The organism is Caballeronia sp. LZ033 (assembly GCF_031451265.1).
GTDB lineage: Bacteria > Pseudomonadota > Gammaproteobacteria > Burkholderiales > Burkholderiaceae > Caballeronia.
In genome coordinates, this window is the sequence record NZ_JARUXQ010000002.1 from 857,160 (window position 1) to 874,003 (window position 16,844).

The 16,844-nt window shown below is 66.4% G+C and carries 14 protein-coding genes; 13 read left to right on the forward strand and 1 reads right to left on the reverse strand.

Going from position 1 to position 16,844, the window contains the following annotated elements; translation table 11 throughout:
• From tssI to QCE62_RS19485, 11 genes are all read left to right on the forward strand, one after another.
• On the forward strand, positions 1-1,594 hold a 1,594-nt coding region (gene tssI / locus QCE62_RS19435; RefSeq protein WP_309921900.1), incomplete at its 5' end, for a type VI secretion system tip protein TssI/VgrG.
• A 703-nt stretch (positions 1,595-2,297) separates the two neighbouring features.
• The gene (locus tag QCE62_RS19440; protein ID WP_309921903.1) at positions 2,298-4,766 is read left to right on the forward strand and encodes a DUF2169 domain-containing protein; all 2,469 of its coding nucleotides are present in this window, start codon (positions 2,298-2,300) and stop codon (positions 4,764-4,766) included.
• Positions 4,763-5,836, forward strand: a complete 1,074-nt coding sequence (locus QCE62_RS19445) for a pentapeptide repeat-containing protein (RefSeq protein WP_309921906.1) — start codon at positions 4,763-4,765, stop codon at positions 5,834-5,836. The genes QCE62_RS19440 and QCE62_RS19445 overlap by 4 nt, the downstream gene beginning before the upstream one ends.
• Positions 5,837-5,854: 18 nt before the next feature.
• Positions 5,855-6,517, forward strand: a complete 663-nt coding sequence (locus QCE62_RS19450; RefSeq protein WP_309921909.1) for a DUF3540 domain-containing protein — start codon at positions 5,855-5,857, stop codon at positions 6,515-6,517.
• Between the two features lie 16 nt (positions 6,518-6,533).
• Complete coding sequence (locus QCE62_RS19455) at positions 6,534-6,923, forward strand: PAAR-like domain-containing protein (RefSeq protein WP_309921911.1); 390 nt, start codon at positions 6,534-6,536, stop codon at positions 6,921-6,923.
• A 13-nt stretch (positions 6,924-6,936) separates the two neighbouring features.
• Positions 6,937-7,449 (forward strand): type VI secretion system lipoprotein TssJ, encoded by a 513-nt coding sequence (tssJ, locus tag QCE62_RS19460; RefSeq protein WP_309921914.1) that lies wholly within the window; start codon positions 6,937-6,939, stop codon positions 7,447-7,449.
• Positions 7,450-7,456: 7 nt separating this feature from the next.
• A complete protein-coding gene (gene tssK, locus QCE62_RS19465) occupies positions 7,457-8,833 on the forward strand; it encodes a type VI secretion system baseplate subunit TssK (protein WP_309921916.1) in 1,377 nt (458 codons plus the stop codon).
• A gap of 57 nt (positions 8,834-8,890) precedes the next feature.
• Positions 8,891-10,147: a type IVB secretion system protein IcmH/DotU gene (gene icmH, locus QCE62_RS19470; RefSeq protein ID WP_309921920.1), complete on the forward strand. Its 1,257-nt coding sequence runs from the start codon at positions 8,891-8,893 to the stop codon at positions 10,145-10,147.
• Positions 10,144-13,692 carry a type VI secretion system membrane subunit TssM gene (tssM, locus tag QCE62_RS19475; RefSeq protein ID WP_309921923.1) on the forward strand — a complete coding sequence of 1,183 codons (3,549 nt, stop codon included), beginning with the start codon at positions 10,144-10,146 and terminating at the stop codon, positions 13,690-13,692. Before icmH ends, tssM begins: the two co-directional genes overlap by 4 nt.
• 38 nt (positions 13,693-13,730) lie before the next feature.
• Positions 13,731-14,627, forward strand: coding sequence for an FHA domain-containing protein (locus tag QCE62_RS19480; RefSeq protein WP_309921927.1), 897 nt, complete (start codon positions 13,731-13,733; stop codon positions 14,625-14,627).
• A gap of 19 nt (positions 14,628-14,646) precedes the next feature.
• Entirely contained in the window at positions 14,647-15,474 is an 828-nt protein-coding gene (locus tag QCE62_RS19485) for a peptidase (RefSeq protein ID WP_309921929.1), read from the forward strand.
• An 11-nt stretch (positions 15,475-15,485) separates the two neighbouring features.
• On the opposite strand, the gene QCE62_RS19490 is transcribed toward QCE62_RS19485, so the two are convergent.
• Positions 15,486-16,109: a hypothetical protein gene (locus tag QCE62_RS19490; RefSeq protein WP_309921932.1), complete on the reverse strand. Its 624-nt coding sequence runs from the start codon at positions 16,107-16,109 to the stop codon at positions 15,486-15,488.
• 87 nt (positions 16,110-16,196) lie between these two features.
• Here QCE62_RS19490 and QCE62_RS19495 point away from each other — a divergent pair, with 87 nt between their 5' ends.
• Positions 16,197-16,376, forward strand: coding sequence for a hypothetical protein (locus tag QCE62_RS19495; protein ID WP_309921935.1), 180 nt, complete (start codon positions 16,197-16,199; stop codon positions 16,374-16,376).
• Complete coding sequence (locus QCE62_RS19500; RefSeq protein WP_309921938.1) at positions 16,373-16,705, forward strand: hypothetical protein; 333 nt, start codon at positions 16,373-16,375, stop codon at positions 16,703-16,705. The genes QCE62_RS19495 and QCE62_RS19500 overlap by 4 nt, the downstream gene beginning before the upstream one ends.
• Positions 16,706-16,844 lie beyond the last annotated feature (139 nt).

Here is a 16,844-nt window from a genome sequence, read left to right on the forward strand (position 1 = left end):
CCTGCCCGATTACGCCTCGCTCCCTTATCTCGCGCCCGATCAGATTGCGCTGCCCGAGACCGAAGGCGTCGATCGCTGGCACACCGAGGACAATGTCACTACGGGCCGCTACGTCGTCGATGACTATGATTTCCGCAAGCCCAAGGCGGACCTGCAAAGCCAGCAGGCCAATCCGCTCAGCGATGAACACGGCTCTTATGAGAAGTACAACTGGCAGCTCGGCTATGTCAATGGCGACGAGGGCAATCACTATTCGCGCGTACGTCTCGAAGAGGAACAGACTGGGAGTGAAAGCGCTCATGGTCACACCACCATTCGCGCTTTCGCGCCCGGTTATCTGTTCACGCTCACAGGATGTCCCCGAACGGCTGACAACCGCGAGTACCTGATCGTCGGCGCAAGTTATCAGTTTCAAAGCGGCGGCGATGCCAGCGGCAGCAGCACGGCGCGTTACGACACGGAGTTTCTCGCGCAGCCGACTTCACTGCCCTGGCGCGCGCCTTCCATCACGCCGCTGCCGAAAGCGACAGGACCGCAGACAGCGGTGGTCGTTGGCCCGGCAGGCGAGACCATCTGGACCGACCAGCACGGCCGCGTGAAGCTGCAATTCCGCTGGGACCGCTACGGCAAGAGCGACGAGAACAGTTCGTGCTGGGTACGCGTCTCCGATGCCTGGGCCGGTTCGAATTATGGCGGCATCTACATCCCGCGTATCGGTCAGGAAGTGGTGGTGGATTTCATGAACGGCAACATCGATCGGCCGCTCATCACCGGGCGCGTCTACAACGCCTCGCAGATGCCGCCGTTCAACCTGCCCGACTCGGCCACGCAAAGCGGCTTTCTCACGCGCACGCCCAACGGCAACAGCAGCAACGCCAACATGTTCCGCTTCGAGGACAAGCAGGGTTCGGAGCAGATCAAGCTGCACGCCGAGCGCAATTACGACACGTCGGTGGAAGCGAACACCACGCACGCCACGGCGGGTTCGCACACGATCGAAGTGGGCTTGCCGCTCGCTTCGGGCGACAGTTCGACTTCGCCGCCGCCCTCGGGCGCGCAACGTCTGTTACAGCAGCAAGCCGGCGCAGGCTCAGCCGGTCAATTGCAGCAGGCGATGGCCGCACGACGAGGCAAGCGCGGCAAGAAAGCCCATGCCCGCAGCGAGATGCAGCAATCGACCGCACCTTCGGGTCCGGTCGGACAACTGCTGCAACAGGTCCCGGCCGTCCTGCAGGACTTTTTCACCCCGCAGCTCGATGGCCACGCATTCAACCTGACGGTGAACGGAAATGAAAACACGCTCATCGCGGGCGAGTCGTCGTCCCTCGTGCTCGGCATCGTCAACGACGTCATCGGTGGCGCTGAGAACCGCCTCAACATCGGAAACAAGCTCGATGTCATCGGCGGGACGCTCGAAGAACTCCACACGCTCGACGTCAGTGCAAAGGGAGCCGAGGTGTCGAATACCGGCTCCGTCGTCGAAAACACGGGAAGCGAGGTCACGTCGACCGGCTCGTCCATCTCGACCGTCGGATCAGAGGTGTCGACTACGGGATCGTCGGTTCAGACCGTCGGTTACGAGGTCAAGTTTTGAAGCCGGTCCGACCAGGAAAGAAGACGCGCAATGAAGGTCATGAAACTCACCTGGATGATGCTGCGGATGCACCCTTGTCGCGTCGATGCGACCAGAAGTTCGTCCCCCGGCATCCCGGGCATACGCGCATGCCGGGCGTGAAGATCGCAGCAACCATGCGAACCGTTTTGAAAGTTCCGTCACCAGAGCTCGACCCAGGCAGTCGGCCGACAGCGTTCGGGAATAACACAATGCAGTGTGCGTAATCCCGTCAGGATGACAAAGTTTCGCAACACGTTTGTTTGACTAACTATCCGATTATCAAAGAGCGACATGACCCAGATTGTGATGGCCTGCAGCCAAGCATTTGAGCCCGGCACACTCAGTTTCCGTTCCATGACAGGAAACGAAGCACTCGACCTCCCTGACCTTCGGGGTCGCCAACAACGTCATCACTGGCGTCGAGAACCGCCTCAGCATCGGGAACAAGCTCGACATCATCGCCGGGACGCGTGAACAGTTTCACGCTGTCAACGTCAGCATCCGGGGCGTCGAAGTCGCGGCCCGGGCCTCCTCCTTCGAGACCAAGGGGGCCGAATTCAAGGCGACCGGCTCGTCCATCTCGACCCTTGGCTCATCGATATCGAGCACTGGGTCGTCGATGCGTACCGCCGGTTACGACATGAAGTTCCGACACTGGCATTACCTTGAAAGAAGACGCGCAATGAAGATCATGAAACCAACCCGGCTGACGGTGCTTACGCGCCCTTACCGTCATCAGGGCAATGAACTGCTGGGCGTTGCGGTGGCCTGCATGGCAACGCTGGGCGACGCCCCGCGCGTCCTCGGAGAGCAGACGCTGTGGAATACGGTCGGTGCTGAACTGGCCGGCCAGACGCTGGATCTCGGCTTGCCCAAACGGCATCCCGAGTATCTGGCGACCGCCTGGGCCTACGGCACGCATTGCGACAAGCAGCACGCCTGTGAGGTGGCTCTGCGGGTCGCGCAGAGCAACAAGCGGGTACGTGTCACCGGCGACCGCGTCTGGCAGGACGGCCGGCCCCGGCCGGCTGCCCCGTTCGAGCGCATGCCGCTCGACTGGACGATGGCGTATGGCGGCCCGGCCTATCCGCAGAATCCACTCGGCCTCGGCCATGAGACCGAGACCCAGGCACAAGCTTCGTCACGCAAGCTGCCGAACCTCGAATACATCGATGACCTCATGACGTCATCGGACGCACCGGTGCGCAGCGCCAGCTTCGCACCGGTGCCCTCTTCCTGGCCGCAGCGTCGCGCGCTGTACGGCGAAGTCGACGATACCTACATCGAAGAAGATTTTCCGGGCTATCCGCGCACCATGGATGCCGCGTACTTCAACATCGCGCCCGCCGACCAGCAGTTCCCCGACCTGAGCGCGCTGCCCGCCGGGTGCGACTATGAACTCGTCAACCTGCATCCCGAGCGCGCGCGCATCGCGGGCCGGCTGCCGGCGCTGCACATGCGCGCCTTCGCCTGGCACACGAACACCGCTCCGGGCCGCGAGATTCCGCTGCGGCTCACGACGCTCTGGTTCCTGCCGCACATTGAGAAGGTCGTGATGATCTATCACGGCGTGATGGCCATCCGCACCTTCGATGCCAGCGATATCGCCTGCCTGATGCTGGCCGCGGAGACCGCCGGCCAGCCGCGTCCCGTCGCGCACTATGAAGACATCCACGCGCGCCGGCTCGATCCGCGGCGCGGCGTGCTGTACGCGATGCGCGACGGCGATCTGTTCCCGGAAGACCTTGCCGCGAGCGGCGACTCGGCCTGGACGCCGGGCGAACCGAACGCGATGGCCCGCCAGTTCCTCAACCGTCTCGAGCGCGAATCGCAGGCGCTCGGCGCGCCGGCGGCTCCGCCCGCGACGCCCATGCCCTCGCGTCCCGAGCAGCTGGTCGAATACGTCGAGCAGACCGAGAAAGACGCGGAACGCAGAACCGCCGACCTGCGCAAGCGCGCCGATCAGATCCTCGCGGACCTGCGTCCGCCCGCTGCCGCCGAGCCCGCGTCGCCTCCGGCGCTGCCGGAGTTGCCGGGAGCGGTCATCGATCCGTCGCTGCTCGCCATGCGCCGCACGACGCAACTGAAGTCCGCGCACTTCCGGCCCGCGCCGTCGCAGCCCGACGCGGGTCAGACGGCCCACGCGGCCAGCAGGCGCGCCTGGGTGACGCAGGCGCTTGCGCAAGGCAGATCCCTGATCGAAGCCGATCTCGCCGGAGCGGACCTGTCGGACCTCGATCTCTCCGGTGTCGATCTCTCGCGCTCCAGCCTCGAAGGCGCTGACCTGAGCGGCGCGATCTTCATCGGCGCCTGTCTGAAGGAGGCCAATCTGGTGCGCGCAACGTTGCGCGGCACGCGCCTCTCCAACGCCGACCTGAGCGAAGCCAATCTCTCGCTCGTCGAAGCCGAGTCCGCCGATTTCCGCGAGGCCTGCCTGCGGCGAAGCGTGATCGAACAAGGCAATCTCGAACAATGCGATTTCTCGGGCGCGACGCTCGACCGCACGCAGTTCAGCAAGGGACGGTTCGGCACGAGCGTCTTTTGTGACGCGCGCATCAGCGACGTCGTCATGATGGATCAGGAGATCGGCCAGGCCAATTTCAGCCGCGCGGTCATCCGCAAGTTCGTGTTGTTCCGCTGTCCGTCGCAGACGCTCGACTTCAGCGGGGCGGACATCATCGGTCTCGGCCTGACGGAATCTCCGGTCGAACAGCGCCTGTGCTTCAACGGCGCGCGCCTGCACAAGGCGTGCTTCCTCCAGTGCGGCGCGCTGCACGCGAGCACCTTCGCCGATGCAGAACTGGTCGAAGTGAACCTGCACGCGGCCGATCTCGCCCGCAGCGACTTCACGCGCGCCCGCATTGCCAACAGCGATTTCTCGAGCGCCGACCTGCAAGCCTGCACGTTCCTCGACGCCCGCTTCGAGCGCGGCTATCTGGTCCGTGCCGACCTGCGTCTGGCGAGCCTGCAAGGCGCCGATCTGATCGAGGCCCTGCTGCGCGCCGCCGATCTGCGCGGCGCGGATCTGCGCGAAGCCAATCTGTTCCGCGCCAATCTGGGCGACGTGTTGATCGACGACACCACGCGTCTCGACGACGCCTATCAGGAGCGGGTCATCTGGTGTCCGCGCGCGCGTCCGGAGGCTGCATGATGGATCGGCTCGGCCTTGAACAGCAGGTGCGCGACGGCATGCCGGTGAGGGCGTTGTCGCTCGAAGGCGCTGCGTTGCAAGGCATGGATTGCGCGGGCGGCGTCTTCGAGCGGGTGGATTTTCGCGCCGCGAACCTGACGGGCGCACGGTTCGCCGATTGCGTGTTCGATCACTGCCGCTTCGGACACGCGGTGCTGGCCGATGCGCGCGTGACGGGCAGTCAGTTCCTGAATTGCGACATGGAGCAGGCCGACTGGTCCGCCTCGACCCTGCAGAGCGTCAGCTTTGTCGATTGCCGCGCGCCGCACGCGCGCTTCACACGGGCCGCACTCGACAGCCTGAATGTCCTGAAGGGCGATCTCGCGGGCAGCGTCTTCGATCATGCGCGCCTCGCGCTCAGTTTCTTCGACGAAACCAACGTGGCGGGCGCGAGTTTCAACGCCTGCACGTTGCACAAGGTGTTCTTTCATCGCGTCGACCTGCGCCAGACGCCGTTCCGCGAAGCGTCGTTCGACAACGCCATCTTCGCGGAATGCAACCTGAGCGGCCAGGCCTTGAGCGGCCAGACGCTGCTGCGTTGCCAGTTCATCGAATGCGACATGAGCGAGGTCTGCTTCGAGAACGCGCATCTGCCGCACACCGGTTTCCCCGGCTCGCTGCTGGCAGGCGCGCGCTTCGACGGCGCGCGCGCAGCCTCGGCCTGCTTCTATCGCGCCCGGGCCGAGCGCATCCAGTGCCGCGACGCCGACATGCCCGGCACGATCTGGAGCGAGGCGCGCATCGATCACGCCGACTTCTCGCGCGCGCAGCTGCGCGGCAGCCAGTTTCACAAGGCGCAAGGGCGCGCGGCCCGCTTCGACGCAGCCCGTCTCGAAGCCGTGGATTTCACGGGCGCGACGCTGCACGACGCCCGCTTCGACGACGCCAGCTTCGAGCGCACGCTGTTCCATCGCGCGGAGTCGGAAGAACGGCCCTGGTCGGACAAGGAAGGCGCCCGCGACGCCGACGAAGAGCTGTACGCAGCCGAACAATGGTCGTCCCGGCGCGCCAGCCGGACGCCCGCCGCCTGATAACCGGAGAACCACTCAATGAGCAATCCTGCCAACCTGTTGACCCAGCAGCACATCGAAGCCCAGTGGCCGCGCATCGGCCGTGTCCAGCAGCTCGACGACGACGGGGCGACCGTAGGCGTCGCGCTCGACGGCGAAGTGATCGCCTGCCAGCCCGCGTTCAGCTGCCTGCTCGCGCCGGCTTGCGGCGACACCGTGCTGGTCACGCGCGAACGCACGCACGGGCATTTCGTGATCGCCATCATCGAGCGGCCCGGCGACGCGCCCGCAACGCTGCGCATGGCCCGCCCGATGATCGTCGAGGCCGAGGGCGGCCTGCGGCTGTCGAGCGCGCGCGATATCGAACTCGACGCGGCACAGCGCTGCGCCATTCACGCCGACCACATGACGCTCGATAGCGCGCGCGCCGAGCTGCATACGCAGACGCTGTCGCTGCGCGCGACGGTGGCGCAGGCGAGCGCGCAGACGTGGCGCAGCGTGACGCGCTCGCTGGAAACGCTGGCCGATCACATCGTGCAGGTCTGCAAGCAGAGCTTTCGCACCTGCGAAACAGTGGATCACGTGCGCGCCGCGCAGATCGATCACGAAAGCACGGAGCTCATGCGGCTGCACAGCCGCAACGTGCTGCTGAGCGCCGAACATCTGTCGAAGATCGACGGCGAACAGATCCATCTCGGTTGAACCCAGGAGAACCCACATGGTGATGGTGAATTCAAGCGCGGGCGGCGGCAACGACTCGGTGTCGGTCAACAAGACGCCGCCGGTCGGCACGCCGGCGGGCTACGACAACAACTCGCAGCGCGCGTCCGCACAGCCCAACGTGACGAACGTGATGGTCGGCGGCGGCTTCGCGCACAACATGGGCACCACGATTCCGGCGTCCAACGGCGATCAGGGCGGCGCGCAGGGCGGTGTGGCGTCGGGCTCGGTCTCCGCTTCATCGCGCAATTCGCGCGGCGCGAACACGGTCTTGCTGCAAGGCATGCCGACCACGCGCATGACCGATCCCACCTTGCAGAACAACGCCAACACCACGGGCACCGGCAGTTCGCCCAGCCAGACCAAAGTGCTGAACATGGCGTCGTGACCCGGGAGCATCCATGAAGAACCGATTCGCACACCGTGCGGTCTGCGTCGTCGCGGCCATCGCGATGTGCGGATGCGCGTCCACCCAGCGCGACATGGACGTGCCGTACGAGATCACGCTGCACGTCGCCGACGACGCCAATCTCGGCGTGACCGGCAAGCCGTCGCCGATTCTCGTCGGCCTCTACGAACTCAAGTCGACCGGGGCCTTCGAAGCGGCCAGCTTCCCGACGCTTCAGGACCGCGCCAAGGACGCGCTCGGCGAGGACCTCGTCTTCACGCAGCAACTCATCATGCAGCCGGGCGAAACCAGGACGCTCCGCCGCCCGGGCGGCGCGCTCGCCACGCAACTGGGCATTGTCGCGGGGTATCGGCTGATCGACAAGCGTCTGTGGAAACAGACCGTGGCGCTCGCGCCGCCGAAGAGCACCAACCTCTACAAGGTGTGGCAGTTCTCGCCCCGCACCGAAAAGATCGCCGTGGAAATCACCCGTCAGAGCGTGACGGTCACGCTCGACAAACGTTGAAGACATTATGAACAACACTATCCGGGCGCGCGAATCATGGATCGATCACAGCAAGGTCGTGTGGTCCGAAGGCATGTATCTGCGGCCCCAGCACTTCCAGCAACTCGAACGCTACGTCGAGCACTACGTGCAGCACCGCAGCGCGGCCGGCGCGTCGCCCTTCTTCTGGGGTCTCGCCGATCTCGAACTCGATCACGGCGCGCTCAAGATCGGCAAGATCGCGTTGTTGTCGGCGCGCGGCGTGTTGCCTGACGGCACGCCGTTCTCGTTCCACAGCGGCGAGGACGCGCCCGCGCCGCTCGACATTCCCGCCACGCTGCGCGACCAGCGCATCGTGCTTGCCGCGCCGCTGCGCCAGCATGGCGCCGTGGACGTGATCTACGAGGACAGCCAGGGCTCGCTCGCACGCTATGTCGCGCAGAACACCGAGCTGGCGGACAACGTCGCGGTCTCGCTCGGACCGGCGGCCGTGCAGCTCGGCAAGATGCGCCTGCGCCTGATGCCCGAGTCGGAACTCGGCGCGGACTGGCAGGGCATCGGCGTGGTGCGGGTGCGCGAGCGCCACCCGGACAACCACGTTTCGCTCGACCCGGACTACATCGCGCCGATGCTGTCCGCGATCCGCCATCCGGTCCTGACCGGCCTCGTGCGCGAACTGCATGGCCTGCTCGAACAGCGCGGCGCGCTGCTCGAACAGCGCCTCAAGCGTTCCGGGCGCGGCAGCGTCGGCGAAGTGGCGGACTTCCTGCTGCTCGGCCTCGTGAACCGCGCGCAATCCGAAACCTGGCACGTGCAGCAGGCCGGCATGCAGCATCCGGAAATCCTGTTTCGCGACTGGCTCAGGCTCGCCTGCGATCTCAGCACCTTTACCAGCCCGACGCGGCGCCCGGTGGTGTGGCCGGTGTATCGCCACGACGACCTGCAAAGCTCGTTCGGCCCGCTGATGCTCGAACTGCGGCGTTCGCTGTCGAGCGTGATGGAACAGAGCGCGGTGGCCATCGAGTTGCAGGAGCGCGCGCAACGCGTCTGGGTGGCCCGCATCCCGACGCCCGAGCTGCTGCGCCGCGCCGCCTTCGTGCTCGCAGTGCGCGCGGACCTGCCCGCCGAAGCGGTGCAGACGCGCTATCCGGCGCAGGTGAAGATCGGGCCGGTCGAGCATCTGCACAATCTCGTGCATCTGCAACTGCCTGGTATCGGACTGCGCGCGCTGCCGGTCGCGCCGCGCCAGATTCCCTATCACGTCGATCACCACTACTTCGAACTGGACTCCAGCTCGGAACTGTGGGGCCAGCTCGAAAAGTCAGGCGGGCTCGCGCTGCATGTCGCGGGCGACCTGCCCGGACTCTCGATGGAATGCTGGGCGATCCGCAGTCAGGACCGCTAGCCCGGCGCGCCGCCCCGATCCACTCTTCACCGACTTCAAGACGCTATGGCAGAAGCAATGGCACTGACGCCTCCGGATACGGTTGCGTCGCCGGAAGCCCCGGCACGCGGCGGCACCCCGCTGCTCGCAACCGCAAACAGCCTGCTCGATACGGCTATCCAGATCCGCATCGGCGGGCCTGTCGAGCTCGAGGCCTTGCGCACCTATCTCGTCAGCGAGATGCATGCGTTCCAGGAACGCGCGACGCTGCTGGGCATTCCCGTCGAGACGATCATCGGCGCGCGCTATTGCCTCTGCACCGTGCTCGACGAGGCGATCGCGCTGACCCGGTGGGGCGGCGAAGGGCGCTGGTCCACGCACAGCCTGCTCGTCACCTTCCACAGCGAAACCTGGGGCGGCGAGAAGTTCTTCCAGTTGCTGGCGCGGCTGTGCCAGAACCCGGGCGCGCATCTCGACCTGATCGAGTTGCAGTATTACTGCCTGCAACTGGGCTTCGAAGGCCGTTACCGCGTGCTCGACCAGGGAGAAAGCCAGCTCGACGGCATCCGTCAGCGGCTGTTGCGGATCCTGCGCACGCAACGCGGCGAGTACGGCGCGCTGCTGTCGCAGCATGCGCTGCCGGACAAGCGCATCGCGACCGGACGGCACGGCCGCGTGCCGGTGTGGGTCTGGCTGATCGGCGCGATGCTGGCGACGGGCGGCATGTACACGGCGTTCAAGAGTTCCGCCGATCGTCGCGGCGACGTCGTCGCGGCCGCGATCCGCCATGCGCGGCTGCCGGACATCGCCGCGCCGAGCGCCAAGGCGCCGACGGCGGCGAGCCTGCTGCAGGGCCTGTGCCGCCTCGGGCTGATCGAGGTCAAGGATCTGCCCGACCGCAGCATCGTGACGATTCACGGCGACGGCCTGTTCGCGTCGGGTTCGGCCAACGAGAAGGACGCGTACCGGCCGGTGCTGGCGAGCATCGCAGGGGCGCTGAACCAGTTGCCCGGCGACATCGTCGTCAACGGCTTCACCGACGACCAGCCCATGCACACGCAGGAATTTCCGTCGAACGACGCGCTCTCGCTGGCGCGCGCCCGGCGCGTCGAACAGATGCTGCTGGTGAACGGTTTGTCGGCGACCCGGCATATCACGGCGGCGGGGCTCGGCGACGCGAATCCGATCGCGTCGAACGACACGGCAAGCGGCCGGTCGCGTAACCGCCGCGTGGAGATCGTGCTGATGCGTGCAGCATCCTCACAGGTCGGCGACACACCGGGCGGCGATCCGCGAAACACGCAGGACAGCACACCCCAGGGAGCCGCGCAATGAGCTTTTTCCAACGAATCAGGAACGCGCTGTTCAGCCGCGAAATGGCGGTGACGATTCTGGTGTTGATCGTCGTCTGGCTCATCTGGAACGACTTCTCGCTCATCGCCATCGGCAATGCGCATCCGTTCGAGACGCCCGAGGCCCGCGAGTGGCTGATCGCCGCCGTGCTGCTGATCTGGGCCATCTGGCTGTGCTGGCGGCTCGGCTGGATCGTCGCCCTCGCGCGGGCCTGCGGACGCACGCGCACGCGCTGGGTCGAACGCGCCGAAGTGGTGCGGCAACGGCGCGTGCCGCTCGGCGAGACCGAAAAGCGGCTGCGCGACGCCCTCACCGTGCTCAGGCGCGGCACGCACGAGCGCGGCAAGCCGTGGCGCGGCTGGCTCGACCGGCTCACCGGCCATTACGTCTACGCGCTGCCCTGGTACGCGCTGCTCGGTGCGGACGGCGCGGGCAAGACCTCGTTCATCCGTGAGGCCGGGCTGGCGCAGCCGAAGTCGTCCGGGCCGGCTTCGCCGCTCGAAGACTGCTCGTGGTGGTTCGGCAACCGCTGCGTGCTGGTGGACGTGCCGGGCAGCTTCCTCGCGCCCGCCGACGGCGCCGCCGAGCGTTTCCCGCTGATGCGTCTGCTGCGGCGGCATCGCGCGGATCAGCCGGTCAATGGTGTGATCCTCGCGCTGCCCGTGGACGACCTGATGCACGCGGACGAACGTCACTGTCTGGAGCTGATCGCCCGGCATCGCGCGCGTCTCCAGCGCATGCAGGAAGAAGCCGGGATCGTGTTGCCGGTGTATCTGGTCGTGACCAAGATGGACCGTCTCGCGGGCTTCGCCGAAACCTTCGGCGCCTTGACGAACGAAGCGCGCGCGCAGGTGTGGGGCTGGACGCGTCCCGCCGATACGGGCGCGGCGCCGGACGTCGCCTTCGAAAGCGGACTCGCGGCGCTGGTCGACCGCCTGAACGATGGCCTCGCCGATACCCTCGCCCGCGAACCCGACGTGCGCAGGCGCCAGGACATCTATCTGTTTCCGCAGCAGTTCGCCGCGCTCAGGCCACGGCTTGCGTTGTGGTATGGGGAATTGTCGCGTCACTCGAAATACGAAACGAATCTCGCGGTACGCGGCGTCTACTTCACCAGCGCGCAGCAAGGCGGCAAGCCGCTCGACCTGGTGCTCGGCGAACGGCGCGAACGGCTGGGGCTGGTGGCGGATCAGGCCATGCCGGCGCTGGCGCCGCGCCACGGCAGCACGTTCCTCGCGCGGCTGCTGCCGGACGTGTTGCTGGAGGAAAGCGCGTGGGCCGGCCGGAACCGCGCGCAGACCGTCAGGCGCATGCTGATGCACGGCGGGGCGCTGCTCGCCACCGGCCTGGCGCTGACCGTGCTGGCCGCGCTCTGGACCAACAGTTATCTGTCCAACCGGACCTTCCTGCGCGATGTCGCCGGGCACACGGCCGATCTCGATCACTACAGCGGCGCGCCGCTGGAAGTGCCCCCCGGCGATGTCACCGCGCTCGCGCCGCTGCTCGAAATGGAACGCGCGTTGCCGGAGAGTCCGGCCATCGACGTCGAGAATCCTTCGACGCTGAGTCACCGCATGGGGCTGTACCAGGGCGACAAGATCGTCGATGCAACCGGCGATCTCTATCGGAAGACCTTGCGGGAGAAGCTGCTGCCGGTGGTCTCGGTGCGCATCCACGACATCCTCGCGGGCGCGCCGCCCGCCGACCTGGAATTCACCTATGACGCGCTGAAGGCCTATCTGATGCTCTACGACCAGAAGACCTGGGATCCCGAATTCCTCGCCGCCTGGCTGCAGCTGAACGTCAACCGCGCGCTGCCGGGCAACACGACGAAGGAGGCGCGTTCGCTGATCGACGGCCAGCTCGCGGATCTCGTCGCACTTGGACCGCTCGCCTCGCCGTTCCCGGTCGACAACACGCTCGTGAGCACCGTGCGCAGCCGCCTGCTGCAAATGCCGTTCGCGCAGCGCACCTACCACTACCTGCGCCGCAAGGAGATGGACGCCATCAAGGCGCCGGCCATTTCGATCGCCTCCGCCGGCGGTCCGGAAGCGAGCCTCGTGCTGACCCGCAAGAGCGGCCGGCCCATCACCGAAGGCGTGCCCGCGCTGTTCACCGCGAGCGGCTACTGGGAGCACATCAACAAGGACATCGACGATGCGGTCGAGCAGATGCGCCGCGAGGATCACTGGGTGCTCGGCGTGCCCGCCGACGCCGCCGGCCAGGAGAGCGGCGATTCGCGCCGCCAGTTGATCGACGCGGTCAAGCGCCAGTACTTCGGCGACTTCATCCAGACCTGGGACGACTATCTCGGCGACATCAAGGTCGTGCCGAGCCAGTCGCTGGTGCAGAGCATGCAGATTGCCCGCACGCTGTCCTCGCGCGACTCGCCGCTCAAGCTGTTCTTCACGGCAGTGGCCCGCCAGACCGATCTGCTGGACGGCCACGGCGCGCAGGTCCGGCGCGATACCGGACGCATTGCCGAGCGCATCGGCGAGGCGCGCAGGTCGCTGGCGCAGATGTTCGGCGACGAATCGTCGCCCACGAGCAGGAGTTCCGGCGAGCGGCCCGAGAGCATCGTCGACGATCATTTCGCGTCGCTCAGGCATCTGGTGCTCACCGGCGACGTGAACGACAAGGGCCCGGCGCCGATCGACGACGTGCTGAAGACCATCGACGGGCTGTATCAGTATCTGGTGTCGGTGAACGGCGCGGTGGACAGCAACAACCCGCCGCCCCAGACCGATGTGTTCAACCGGCTGAAGGCCGAGGCGGGACGCATGCCGTCGCAGATGCAGGGGATCGTCAACGACGTCTCAAAGACCGGCGAGGCGCAGGTCAACGGCATGATGAAGCGCGACCTGCGCAAGAGCGCCTACTCCAGCGTGGGCGCGGTGTGCGCGCAGACCATCGCGGGACGCTATCCGTTCGCGCGCAATTCGAACCATGACGTGGCGAGCAGCGACTTTTCGCGGATGTTCTCGCCAGGCGGACTGATGGACGACTTCTATCAGAAGAACCTGACGCACGGCATGACGACGAGCGCGGACACGGCGTCGTTCAACTCCGATCCGGGCGGCGGCTTCGCGGCGTCGTTCCGCAATGCGTCGATCATCCGCAACGTGTTCTTCGCGGGCAACGCGGCTTCGATGTCGTATGGCTTTTCGATCACGCCGCTCGACCTCGATCCCGCGATCACGGAGTTCGTGCTCGACGTCGGCGGGCAGAGCATGCGTTACGCGCATGGCCCTCAGATCCCCGTCAACATGCAGTGGCCCGGATCGCGCAGCGAAGTGGTCAGCCTGCAGGTGGTGACGCCGTCGGGCGCGTCGGGCATCCGCGCGCAGGGTCCGTGGGCGCTGCAACACCTGTTCGATCAGGCGAGCATCGTGACCAACGGCAACGCGGACGGCTTTGTCGCCACCTTCACGGTGGACGGTCACAAGCTGTCGATGACGATTCGCAGCAACAGCGCATACGACCCGTTCTTCCTGCCGCAGATGAAGGCCTTCGCATGTCCGTCGTGAACGCCTTGCACCACAGCACCACTGATAGCGAGTCCCTCATGCGACCTCTCAGACTGACCGCCATTGCGTACGACAACAAGATCCTGACGTCCCGCCTGAGCGCGACCTGCGACGCCGATGGCGCGGGCATCGGCCGGGCGGACGGCAACCTGCTGATCCTGCCCGACGAAGCCTCGCGGGTCATCGAGCGGCACGCGGTGCTGCATCACGACGACGGCTGGCATATCGAGAACCTGGGGCCCGCTGCGAGCGTGGCGCTGAACGACCGGCCGCTCGCGGCGGGCGAACGGGCGGGCATCGCGCCGGGCGATCGCATCGCCGTGGGCCCGTACACGCTGCTCGCCAGCGACGCCGCCCCGGCCAACTGGAATCTCGCGCCGGCTGCGCCCGCCGCGGAAACCGATGCCACGGCCAAGGACAGCACGCTGACCAGCCTGACCGGCACGGCCCTGCCGGACCTGCTGGATCTGCCTTCCGACCCGCTGCTGCTGTTCGCGCAGCAGGACGGCGTGAACCGCACGCTGCTCAGCGGCCCGGACGATCCGATGGGTATGCCCGGTCTGTCGGAGTTCGGCGCGCCGCTGTTCGCCGAGCGCTCGGGCGGGCGCAAGTCCGAGTACTCGCGCACAGCCAGCCTGGACGACGGCGCGATGCACTACGACAGCCACTTCGGCGCACTGCATCCGTATGAGGGCGAGGCGCCCGCGTCGCCTTCGCCTTCGCCGTCCTCGCGGAACATCGAGGCGACGGCGGACGTACGTGGTGTCCCGGCAGAACTGTCGCGCTGGATCGAACTCGCCCGCGCCCTGGCCGCCGGCGGCGGCTGGCAGGCCGAGCAGGCGTTGCCGCCCGCGCGGCTCACGCCGGAACTGATGCACACCGTGGGCTCGCTGCTGCGTTACCTCGAGTTCCGCACGCGCGGCGATCTCCAGTGAACGTCCTCAAGGAGATTTCATGACCTACTGTGTGGCGATCAGCGTGGACGACGGCCTCGTGTTTCTCTCGGACACGCGCGTCAGCGCGGGCGTCGAGGAGGTCGCCGAGGCGCGCAAGATGACCGTGTTCGAAACGCCCGGCGAGCGCGTGCTGGTGCTGCTCGGCGCGGGCAGTCTGGCGCAGACCCAGGCGGTCGTCGACCTGCTGAAGGACGCCTGCGACAACGGCAGCACGTCCCTGTTGACGGCGCCGACGCTGCGCGCGGCTGCCGGCATGGTCGCCGATGCCGTGCGCGCCGTGCATCGGCGCGAGACGTCGGCACTGGAGGCGTTCGAGCTCGACTTCAACTGCAGCTTCATTCTCGGCGGCCAGATCCGCACGCATGCCGCGACGCCGCCCGCCCGTTCACGCGCCGCCGGCGAGCCCGCCGCACCACCCGACCCGCAGCTCTTCATGATCTATCCGAGCGGCAACACGGTGTGCGCGTCGGCCGCGATGCCGTATCTGCAGATCGGCGAGTCGCGCCATGGCCGTCCGCTGCTCGACTGGGCGTTCACGCGGCGCGCGCTGTCCCTCGACGAAGCCGCCAAGTGCGCGTTGCTCTCGATGGATGCAACCCTGCGCGCGAATCTCTCGGTGGCCTATCCGCTCGATCTGCTGGCTTACGAGCGCGACACCTATCGCGTGGACCGGTTCACCTCGCTGGACCAGCATCACGACTATCCGCGCAACTTGCGGCGCGCGTGGTGCGAGCGCGTCGATGCGGCGCTCAAGGGCATGCCCTCGCTCATCTGGGGCGAGCCCGAAGGCGTACCGCGCGCGCGCAAGGGAAGACGCACAGGCTGAAGCATGCCCGCTCAGCGGAACCGTCCGAGCAGGCCCACGTCGGCGGCCATGCGGGCGCAGGCGCGGATGTCGTCGAGTCCAAGCTTCTTCTTGATCGATTTGTACAGCCGATAGACCTGCCGCTGCGTCACGGAAAGATCGGCGGCGGCATGGCGCGCGTCGCCGCCGCGCCGGATCCACTCGAGGATGATGCGCTCGGAGTCGCTGAGCCCGTACTGCAAGGTCGCCGTGCGGCTGAAACGGATCGACGGCCAGTCGAGCAGTTCCTCAGCCAGGCCGCGCAGTTCGCGTTGACCCTGCCAGATCCGCTCCTCGCCTTGCGGCGCGGGCGCATCGGATCCGACGTGCAGAAGGCCGAACACGCGGCCGTTGCCGCCGCCGCGATTGGCGGGAAAGAAGACGTGGTTGAGCAGTCCGTGCTGATGGGCCTCGGCGCCCAGCCAGGAACCGCCCGACCCGGCGAACGTGCCGAGGCCGCGCACCGGAAAATGCTCGTTCCTCGCATATTCCAGCACCATAGATTGCTGAAAACGGCTCAAATCCTTGCTGGGTAAGGGATGTAGCCCGATTTTGAGGTGTCGTAAAAGCACGCAAAGCAGCGTATTTCCGCTCGAATAATCAACAACTTGCTGCACCGTTTTTAATGCTTGGAGCCTCAACCAAGTAGCCTTCGGTTACCGGATATACTGTGCATCCATACAGTATTTCGGAAGGTGGCAAAAATGGCAGCGACGTCGATGTGGTGCCCGCTCTGCGCAAGGCGGCTCGGGCGCAGCGAGTTCCAGCCGGCGGTCGGCGACGCGCCGAACCGGTGGATGTGCGGCGACTGCGACTGCGTGGTCAACGAGCACGACGACGAGTACGAGCAGCCCGACTGGATCGAGCGCGCCGAAGTGTCGTGAAGCCGCTGGCGCCGAACCCGCCCACCCTCGACGAGCTCCGGCAGCTGTGGCTGAAGCGGCCGCCCGAGATCGAAGATTTACGCCGTCTGATCCGGGAAGTGCAGCACGCGCGCATTCGCCTCGACGAGGTGCGGGCTTTGTTGGCTGAGCACGATAAGAAGCTGCGTCACCTCGGCCTAAACGATCTGCGCGAGAAGCACTCGCCTTTCCGGAGAGCGGAGCGACTGGTGCTGCAGGAGATCGAGCGCATCGGCACGATCGATGACGCGCCGAAGCTTCCTGAACCCGGCTCGCACGCAGTCATGGAGCGGCATTCCAGCACGTTCTGATGCTGCAACAACGTTCACAGAATCGAAACGCAGAATTTCATCATCGTGATTGAACCGGCGACTCCAGTGTCCATAATTGCAACAGACGCTTGCATGGCGTCTGGTTGCTTCACTGCTTGCCCGGCCCCGTGCCGGGCTT

Bases quoted from the DNA above. Each gene is read 5' to 3' on its own strand.
- QCE62_RS19445 (WP_309921906.1), top strand. From the start codon at position 4,763: ATGATGGATCGGCTCGGCCTTGAACAGCAGGTGCGCGACGGCATGCCG.
- tssK (WP_309921916.1), top strand. From the start codon at position 7,457: ATGAACAACACTATCCGGGCGCGCGAATCATGGATCGATCACAGCAAG.
- icmH (WP_309921920.1), top strand. From the start codon at position 8,891: ATGGCACTGACGCCTCCGGATACGGTTGCGTCGCCGGAAGCCCCGGCA.
- QCE62_RS19455 (WP_309921911.1), top strand. From the start codon at position 6,534: ATGGTGATGGTGAATTCAAGCGCGGGCGGCGGCAACGACTCGGTGTCG.
- QCE62_RS19450 (WP_309921909.1), top strand. From the start codon at position 5,855: ATGAGCAATCCTGCCAACCTGTTGACCCAGCAGCACATCGAAGCCCAG.
- QCE62_RS19495 (WP_309921935.1), top strand. From the start codon at position 16,197: ATGGCAGCGACGTCGATGTGGTGCCCGCTCTGCGCAAGGCGGCTCGGG.
- tssM (WP_309921923.1), top strand. From the start codon at position 10,144: ATGAGCTTTTTCCAACGAATCAGGAACGCGCTGTTCAGCCGCGAAATG.
- tssJ (WP_309921914.1), top strand. From the start codon at position 6,937: ATGAAGAACCGATTCGCACACCGTGCGGTCTGCGTCGTCGCGGCCATC.
- QCE62_RS19440 (WP_309921903.1), top strand. From the start codon at position 2,298: ATGAAGATCATGAAACCAACCCGGCTGACGGTGCTTACGCGCCCTTAC.
- QCE62_RS19485 (WP_309921929.1), top strand. From the start codon at position 14,647: ATGACCTACTGTGTGGCGATCAGCGTGGACGACGGCCTCGTGTTTCTC.
- QCE62_RS19480 (WP_309921927.1), top strand. From the start codon at position 13,731: ATGCGACCTCTCAGACTGACCGCCATTGCGTACGACAACAAGATCCTG.